Origin of the sequence: Dietzia sp. E1, from assembly GCF_014145015.1 — a bacterium.
GTDB classification, from domain to species: Bacteria; Actinomycetota; Actinomycetes; order Mycobacteriales; family Mycobacteriaceae; genus Dietzia; species Dietzia cinnamea_A.
The window spans coordinates 1-7,949 of the sequence record NZ_JAALDU010000078.1 but is presented as its reverse complement, the minus strand read 5'-3'; the positions used below and the strand labels follow the sequence as shown (position 1 = coordinate 7,949).

The following is a 7,949-nucleotide window of genomic DNA, read 5'->3' as shown; positions in this document are numbered from 1 at the left end:
GCGAGCGGCATGTCAGGCCTCCTCGTCCGGGGAGTCCGGCGTGTCCGGGGCGGGCGGCTCGGGCGCGCGCATGTCGCGGGAGCGGGCGACGCGCAACCCGGCGAGTGTGGCCTCGCCGGGGGCACCGTCATTGGAGCCGGGGCGGGGGTCGGGGAAGCCGGCGAGGATGCGGGCGGTCTCGCGGAACGTGCACAGCGGCGCCCCGCGGGTCGGGGTGACGGGTCGGCCTGCGCGCAGGTCGTCGACCACCCGCCGCGCGGAGTCGGGCGTCTGGTCGTCGAAGAACTCCCAGTTGATCATCACGACGGGCGCGTAGTCGCAGGCCGCGTTGCACTCGATGCGCTCGAGCGTGATCCGCCCGTCGTCGGTGGTGCCGGGCCCGTCGAGCCCCAGGTGATCCCGCAGGTCGGCGTAGATCTCGTCGCCGCCCATCACCGCGCACAGGGTGTTGGTGCACACCCCGACCAGGTAGTCGCCGGTCGGCGTGCGGCGGTACATCGAGTAGAAGGTGGCCACGGCCATGACCTCGGCGGGGGACAGGTCGACGACGAGAGCGCAGAACTCGATGCCGGCGGGCGTGAGGTGACCGTCCTCGGCCTGGACCAGGTGGAGCAGCGGGAGCAGTGCCGAGCGGGCCTGCGGGTAGCGGGCGACGATCAGGTCGGCGTCGGCCCGCAGTCGTTCCAGGACGTCGTCGGGGTAGGTCCTCCGGGCGTCGGGCCGGACGATCGCGCCCGGCTCGTCGGGCTGCTGGCCGAACTGCAGGAACACCGGCTCGCTCATCGGTCCACACCTCCCATCACGGGGTCGATGCTGGCCACGGCGGCGATGACGTCGGCGACCATCCCGCCCTCGCACATCGCGGCCACGGCCTGCAGGTTGGTGAACGACGGGTCGCGATAGTGCACGCGGTACGGGCGCGTGCCGCCGTCGGAGACCATGTGCACGCCCAGCTCGCCGCGCGGGGACTCCACCGGCACGTACACCTGGCCCGGGGGGACGGGGAAGCCCTCGGTGACCAGCTTGAAGTGGTGGATCAGCGCCTCCATGGAGCTGTCCATGATGTGGCGGATGTGCTCGGCCGAGTTGCCCAGGCCGTCGGGGCCCACCTTGAGCTGGGCGGGCCAGGCGATCTTGGGGTCGTCGACCATCACCGGGCCCGGTTCGAGCCGGTCCAGGCACTGCTCGACGATCTTCAGCGACTCCTTCATCTCGTCGACGCGGACGACGAACCGGTCGTAGCAGTCGCTCGCCGAGCCGGTGACGACGTCGAACTCGTAGGTCTCGTATCCGCAGTACGGATCGGAGCGGCGGACGTCGTGCGGTAGGCCCGTCGCCCGCAGGACCGGGCCGGTGACGCCGAGCGCCATGCAGCCGGTGAGGTCGAGGTAGCCGACGTCCTGCAGGCGCATCCGCCAGATGGGGTTCTCCCGCAGCAGCAGCTCCATCTCGCGGATCCGCCCCGGCATCAGCTCGAGCAGCTCCCGCACCTTGGGCACGGCCTCGTCGGGCAGGTCCTGGACCACCCCGCCGGGGCGGATGTAGGCGTGGTTCATCCGCAGCCCGGTGATGACCTCGAAGACGTCCAGCACGAGCTCGCGCTCGCGGAACCCGAAGAGCATCGGCGTGCTCGCGCCCAGCTCGAGCGCACCGGTGGCCAGCGCGACCATGTGCGAGGCGATCCGGTTGAGCTCCATGAGCATCACCCGGATGACCGACGCCCGCTCCGGCACCTGTGCACTTATCCCCAGCAGTTTCTCCACGCCCAGGCAGAAGGCGACCTCGTTGAAGAACGGCGAGAGGTAGTCCATCCGCGTCACGAACGTCACGCCCTGCGTCCAGTAGCGGTACTCGAGGTTCTTCTCGATGCCCGTGTGCAGGTAGCCGATCCCGCAGCTGGCCCGGGTGACGGTCTCGCCCTCGATCTCGAGGATGAGCCGCAGCACGCCGTGCGTGGACGGGTGCTGGGGGCCCATGTTCACCACGATGCGGTCGTCGTCGGCGTTACGCGCGGCCTCGCTGATCGCGTCCCAGTCCCGCCCGGAGGCGGTGAGGATCGTGTCGGAATCGGCGGCCCGGGGCACGCGCGTGCGGTCGGCTGTCACGAGTACGCCCTCCGCTGGTCCGGCGGCGGGATGGTCGCGCCCTTGTACTGCACCGCGATCCCGCCGAGCGGGTAGTCCTTGCGCTGCGGGTGGCCCTCCCAGTCGTCCGGCATCTCGATCCGGGTCAGCGACGGGTGCCCGTCGAAGATCACGCCGAAGAAGTCGTACGTCTCCCGCTCGTGCCAGTCCGTCGTGGGATAGACACGGGTCAGGGTCGGCACGTGCGGGTCCGCGTCCGGTGCCCAGGTCTCGAGCATCACCCGGCGGTTGTGGGTGATCGACTGCAGCGGGTACACCACGTGCAGCTCACGGCCGGTGGCGCCCGGATAGTGCACCCCGCTCGCGCCCAGCGACATCTCGAAGCGCAGGTCGGGATCATCCCTCAGGGCCAGCGCCACCGCCGGTAGGTGCTCGCGCACCACGTGCAGGGTGAGTTGGCCGCAGTGGACCACGACCCTCTCGACCGCCTCGGCAAAGCTCGCCCCACCCCGCCGCTGCAGGGCCGCGGTGAGCGCGCGGACGACCTTGTCGTCGTCGTCCCCGTACGGCGGTGGGGTGCTGCCGGGCAGGACCGTCGGGCGCACGAGGCCACCGAACCCGGAGGTGTCCCCCGAGCCCCGCACGCCGAACATCCCGTGCCGGACGCCCACGGTGTCGGGGCCCGCGGCGTCGTGGGGATCGGCGGTGACCGGCCGGCCGGCCGCGTCCGTGCGGTCGGGCGCGGCGGGGGAGCGATCCGGGGTGTGGCCGGGGCGGTCGGGGGTGCGCTCGGTCATCGGAACATCCCCTCGACCGGGATGAGCGGGCGCTCGTCGAGCGCGGCCTGCTCGGCGGCGCGGATCGCCTCCGCCCGGTTGGCGCCGAGCGGCATGTTCTGGATCTTGTCGTGCAGCGTGATGATCGCGTGCATGAGCATCTCCGGCCGCGGCGGGCACCCGGGCAGGTAGATGTCGACGGGCACGATGTGGTCGACGCCCTGGACGATCGCGTAGTTGTTGAACATCCCGCCCGACGACGCGCACACGCCCATCGAGAGCACCCACTTGGGCTCGGCCATCTGGTCGTAGACCTGGCGCAGCACCGGGGCCATCTTCTGGCTGACGCGGCCCGCGACGATCATGAGGTCGGCCTGCCGGGGCGACGCGCGGAACACCTCGGTGCCGAACCGGGCCAGGTCGTAGCGGCCACCGCTCGTGGCCATCATCTCGATCGCGCAGCACGCCAGGCCGAATGTCGCCGGCCACAGCGAACCCTTGCGCATGTACCCCGCGAGCTGCTCGACCGTGGTCAGCAGGAAGCCGGCCGGCAGTTTCTCCTCGAGTCCCATGACCGCTCTCCTCTCCACGCTTCCGGGTCAGTCCCAGCTCAGCCCGCCGCGCCGCCACTCGTAGGCGTAGGCGACGGAGACGTTGACGACGAACAGGGCCATCGCGGCCAGGCCGAACACGCCCAGCTGGTCGAAGTGGACGGCCCACGGGTAGAGGAAGAGGATCTCGATGCCGAAGATGATGAACAGCATCGCCGTGAGATAGAACTTCACCGGGAAGCGGCCGCCGCCGACCGGCTGCGGCGTGGGCTGGATGCCGCACTCGTAGGCCTCGAGCTTCGCGCGGTTGAAGCGGCTCGGCCCCGCCACCGAGGACACCACCGAGGAGAAGACGGCGAAGGCGACGGCCAGGGCCCCCAGGACCAGGATGGGCACGTACTCGTTCATGACCGCATCACTCCTCGCGCTTGAGCGTCAGAGGGCGCCGGTGGGCGCGCCTCTGCAGGCAACCGCTGTGGGAGGTCGGGCGTCCGGATGTGGGGTTCCGGCCGTCCGACTCCCCGGCGGGCCGGTCGCTTCCCGGCCCGTGAGTGTGACTCTACTCACACTGTGTTGACGTATGTTCGGAGTTCGGCCGAACGGTGTGTCGGTGCAGGTCAGGCGGCGTGGCGGGCGCGCGCGGCGGCGCTCAGGCCGGGGCGAGGAGCGTGTTGACGGTGTCGCGGAGGCGCAGCGGATCGATCGGGTGCGGCACCGAGGCGTCGGCCCGCGACCAGTCGGCGAGCCAGCGGTCGTCCGCGCGGCCGATCAGCACCAGTAGAGGCGGGCAACGGTCGAGCTCGTCACGCAGCTGCTTGGCCAGGCCCAGCCCGCCGGTGGGGGAGGCCTCGCCGTCGAGGATCGCCAGATCGATGCCGCCGGCGTCCATGTGCTCGACGACGACCGGTGCTGTCGCGACCTCCACATAGTCGAGCCGGGGCAGGTCCGGATGCGGGCGGGTGCCGAGGGCGGACATGACGCGACCGCGGGTGGCGGCGTCGTTGCTGTAGACGAGCACCCTGAGGGCGACGTCGTGGCCTGCGGTCTCGGTCACGATCGCGACTCTACCCAGGGTGTGGGGACGTGCCGAGGGAATGGAGGGCTGAGCACGTCAGGGGCGCCGAAATGAGCGACGCGGCCCGGTGCTCGAGAGCTCCGGGCCGCGTCCGCGGCGGAGGATAGGGGATTTGAACCCCTGAGGGGCTATAAACCCCAACCCGCGTTCCAGGCGAGCGCCATAGGCCACTAGGCGAATCCTCCGTGGAGGACAATACCGAGGAAGGCCGAGCGGAGGCAAACCGTCGTCCTCCGGGGTGGGTGGCGTGCGGGCTAGGGGGTGGCCCGGCTAGACTCGTACCCGGACCCCGCGCGGCGTCCATCCTGTGAACTCCCCCAGGGCCGGAAGGCAGCAAGGGTCAGCGGGCTCTGGCGGGTGCGCGGGGTCCCCTTATGTCTTGGGACATGTCTTAGGGCACCAACACCACCGATGTAGTCGACCCCCGCCGGAGGCCACCGTGGCGCTGTCCGATCTCCCCGCCGACGACCTGGCTCGCCTCGAGTCGCGACTGGCCGCCGAGTACGACGCGCTTGCGGACAGGGGTCTCGCCCTGGACCTCACGCGCGGGAAGCCCTCGCCCGAGCAGCTCGATCTCTCCGAGGGGCTGCTGTCCCTGCCGGGGGAGGGGGACCACCTGGCCGGCACGACCGACGTGCGTAACTACGGCGGCGGCGCCGGGCTCCCCGAGCTGCGGTCGATCATCGCGGAGCTGCTGGGCGTCGAGACGGGCCGGGTGATCGCCCAGGACAACGCCAGCCTGTCGATCATGTACGACCTGCTCGTGTTCTCCATGCTGTTCGGCACGCCCGACTCGCAGCGGCCCTGGAAGGACGAGCCCGCCCTGCGCTGGCTGTGCCCGGTGCCCGGGTACGACCGCCACTTCTCCATCACGCAGGCCCTCGGCATCGAGATGATCCCCGTGCCGCTCGGGCCCACCGGTCCGGACATGGACGAGGTCGAGCGGCTCGTGGCCGCCGACCCGTCCATCAAGGGCATCTGGTGCGTCCCGATCTTCGCCAACCCCACCGGCGCGGTGTACGACGACCACACCGTCTCCCGCCTGGCGCGTATGTCCACCGCCGCTCCTGATTTCCGCGTGGTGTGGGACAACGCCTACGTCGTCCACACTCTCACCGAGGACTTCCCCAAGGTGCCGGACGTGGACGCCCTGGCCGCCGAGGCCGGGCACCCCAACCGCTTCTGGCAGGTCTGCTCGACCTCCAAGATCACCTTCGCCGGCGCGGGCGTGTCGTTCCTGTCGTCGTCCTCGGCGAACCTGGACTGGTACCTCGGCCACACCTCCGTGCGCACGATCGGCCCGAACAAGGTCAACCAGCTCGCGCACGCGCGCTTCTTCGGCGACGCCGAGGGGGTGCGCGCCCACATGCTCCGCCACCGCGAGGTGATCGCGCCGAAGTTCGAGGCCGCGGCCGCCGCGCTGACCCGCCGTCTCGGCGAGTACGACGTCGCCCGCTGGACCCGACCCGAGGGTGGGTACTTCATCGACCTCGAGGTTGTGGACGGGACCGCCACCGAGACCGTGCGCCTGGCCAAGGAGGTCGGGGTCGCGCTCACCCCCGCCGGCTCGGCGTACCCCTACGGGCAGGATCCCGACGACCGGCACATCCGCCTGGCTCCCACCCTCCCGCCGCTCGCCGAGGTCGAGACCGCGATGGACGTGGTGGGCCTGTGCGCGCTGCTGGCGGCGTGCCGCGCGGCGCTCGCCGGCTGACGTCCCGGTGGGCGGGAGCGCTGTAACAGTTGTCTCGCCAGCGTTAATCCGGCTTCTTACCGGAGTGGGCTCCGTTCTGTGGTCGGCCCGGCGCTCAACCGCGAAGTGACCAGCGGATCTACCTGCGAGTGATCTCGGACACGTTCCCGCATCCTGGGCGGAGCGTGCCGCCGGTTAGGTAACCCTGTGACATGCGCAAACGGCTGCGGGCACGATTGTTGAGCACTTGTCAGCAACAGGAACGCCTTGTCTCATGCGTGGGTCATCTGGTTGTATCTATTCCGTCCGGGCCAGAGGGATGCGGACATCGGAGTACAGCTGAGGGGCTGTGAGGGGCCGGTGTCAGGTATCGGTTCGGGAACCGTGCTGCGGGGGTCTGAGGGGGCCCGATCCGCGCGCGAGGGACGTCGGGAGGGGCTGCGCCAGTCGCGGCCCCTCCGGTCATTTCTGCTGAAGAGCGCGCCCACCCGCGGGGCGCCCGTCGGGACGCGATCGATCTCTTCGTCGTCGTACCCCCTGGGTACCCTCTAGGTGTGGCTCTCTATCGGAAGTATCGCCCCGCCTCCTTCGCCGAGGTCGTGGGCCAGGAGCACGTCACCGAACCGCTGTCGGTGGCGCTGTCCTCCGGTCGTATCAACCACGCCTACCTCTTCTCCGGGCCGCGCGGCTGCGGCAAGACGTCGTCCGCCCGCATCCTCGCGCGCTCGCTCAACTGCGTGCACGGGCCCACGGCCACCCCGTGCGGCGAGTGTGACTCGTGCGTGGCGCTCGCGCCCGGCGGCAACGGGACGCTCGACGTCACCGAGCTCGACGCGGCCAGCCACGGCGGTGTCGACGACACGCGTGACCTGCGCGAGCGGGCGTTCTTCGCGCCGGCGTCGTCGCGGTACCGGGTCCTCATCATCGACGAGGCCCACATGGTCACCAACGCGGGCTTCAACGCGCTGCTCAAGATCGTGGAGGAGCCGCCGGAGCACCTCATCTTCATCTTCGCCACCACCGAGCCGGAGAAGGTGCTGCCCACCATCCGCTCGCGCACGCACCACTACCCGTTCCGGCTGCTCACGCCGTCGTCGATGCGCGGGCTGCTCGAGCGGATCTGCGACCAGGAGGGCGTGAAGGTCGAGCCCACCGTGTTCCCGCTTGTGATCCGCGCGGGCGGGGGCTCGCCGCGTGACACGCTCAGCGTGCTCGACCAGCTCATGGCCGGCGCCGGCGAGGAGGGCATCACCTATCCGCGCGCGGTGAGCCTGCTGGGGGCCACCGAGGTCGCGCTCATCGACGACTCCGTCGACGCCCTGGCCGCCTCCGACGGGGCCACGCTGTTCCGGACCGTCGACAAGGTCGTCGAGGCGGGGCACGACCCGCGCCGGTTCGCCGCCGACCTGCTGCAGCGGCTGCGCGACCTCATCATGGTGCAATCCGTGCCGCAGGCGATCGAGCGCGGGCTGGTCGACGCACCGGTCGAGCAGGCCGAGACCATGAGGCGGCAGGCCGAGCAGATCGGCCCCGCCACTCTGGCGCGGTGTGCGGACATGGTGCACGAGGGCATGGCGTCGATGCGTGGGGCCACCTCGCCGCGGCTGCTGCTGGAGATCCTTTGCGCCAAGCTGCTGCTGCCGTCGGCCGATGATTCCATGGCCGCACTGCTCCAGCGCGTCGAGTCGTTGGAGTCGGGGGCCGTGCGCCCTGGCGCCGCGCCGGTCGCCGCGGGTGGCGCAGGTGGCGCGCCCGCGCAGGGTGGCGGGG

At 70.9% G+C, this 7,949-nt stretch carries 8 protein-coding genes, 1 tRNA gene and 1 other RNA gene; 3 read left to right on the top strand and 7 right to left on the bottom strand.

The window, feature by feature from the left end:
• Positions 1-12: 12 nt before the first annotated feature.
• From nuoE to G6030_RS03425, 7 genes are all read right to left on the bottom strand, one after another.
• A complete protein-coding gene (gene nuoE / locus G6030_RS03455; protein WP_007631734.1) occupies positions 13-783 on the bottom strand; it encodes an NADH-quinone oxidoreductase subunit NuoE in 771 nt (256 codons plus the stop codon).
• Positions 780-2,105: an NADH dehydrogenase (quinone) subunit D gene (gene nuoD, locus G6030_RS03450; RefSeq protein WP_182642214.1), complete on the bottom strand. Its 1,326-nt coding sequence runs from the start codon at positions 2,103-2,105 to the stop codon at positions 780-782. The genes nuoE and nuoD overlap by 4 nt, the downstream gene beginning before the upstream one ends.
• Positions 2,102-2,881, bottom strand: a complete 780-nt coding sequence (locus tag G6030_RS03445) for an NADH-quinone oxidoreductase subunit C (protein WP_007631726.1) — start codon at positions 2,879-2,881, stop codon at positions 2,102-2,104. Before G6030_RS03445 ends, nuoD begins: the two co-directional genes overlap by 4 nt.
• A complete protein-coding gene (locus G6030_RS03440; protein WP_007631724.1) occupies positions 2,878-3,432 on the bottom strand; it encodes an NADH-quinone oxidoreductase subunit B in 555 nt (184 codons plus the stop codon). Before G6030_RS03440 ends, G6030_RS03445 begins: the two co-directional genes overlap by 4 nt.
• Before the next feature lie 27 nt (positions 3,433-3,459).
• Complete coding sequence (locus G6030_RS03435) at positions 3,460-3,819, bottom strand: NADH-quinone oxidoreductase subunit A (protein ID WP_007631723.1); 360 nt, start codon at positions 3,817-3,819, stop codon at positions 3,460-3,462.
• 241 nt (positions 3,820-4,060) lie between these two features.
• Positions 4,061-4,465 (bottom strand): hypothetical protein, encoded by a 405-nt coding sequence (locus tag G6030_RS03430; protein ID WP_007631721.1) that lies wholly within the window; start codon positions 4,463-4,465, stop codon positions 4,061-4,063.
• Positions 4,466-4,583: 118 nt separating this feature from the next.
• A tRNA-Ser gene (locus tag G6030_RS03425) sits at positions 4,584-4,671 on the bottom strand.
• 96 nt (positions 4,672-4,767) lie between these two features.
• On the opposite strand from G6030_RS03425, the gene ffs reads away from it, so the two are divergent.
• From ffs to G6030_RS03410, 3 genes are all read left to right on the top strand, one after another.
• Positions 4,768-4,862, top strand: an RNA gene (gene ffs, locus G6030_RS03420) — signal recognition particle sRNA small type.
• Between the two features lie 93 nt (positions 4,863-4,955).
• Positions 4,956-6,200, top strand: coding sequence for an aminotransferase class I/II-fold pyridoxal phosphate-dependent enzyme (locus G6030_RS03415; protein WP_231888835.1), 1,245 nt, complete (start codon positions 4,956-4,958; stop codon positions 6,198-6,200).
• Between the two features lie 533 nt (positions 6,201-6,733).
• On the top strand, positions 6,734-7,949 hold a 1,216-nt coding region (locus tag G6030_RS03410), incomplete at its 3' end, for a DNA polymerase III subunit gamma and tau (protein ID WP_182642213.1).

Excerpts from the sequence above, each read along its gene's own strand:
- G6030_RS03445 (WP_007631726.1), bottom strand. The coding sequence starts at position 2,881 with ATGACCGAGCGCACCCCCGACCGCCCCGGCCACACCCCGGATCGCTCC.
- nuoE (WP_007631734.1), bottom strand. The coding sequence starts at position 783 with ATGAGCGAGCCGGTGTTCCTGCAGTTCGGCCAGCAGCCCGACGAGCCG.
- G6030_RS03440 (WP_007631724.1), bottom strand. The coding sequence starts at position 3,432 with ATGGGACTCGAGGAGAAACTGCCGGCCGGCTTCCTGCTGACCACGGTC.
- G6030_RS03435 (WP_007631723.1), bottom strand. The coding sequence starts at position 3,819 with ATGAACGAGTACGTGCCCATCCTGGTCCTGGGGGCCCTGGCCGTCGCC.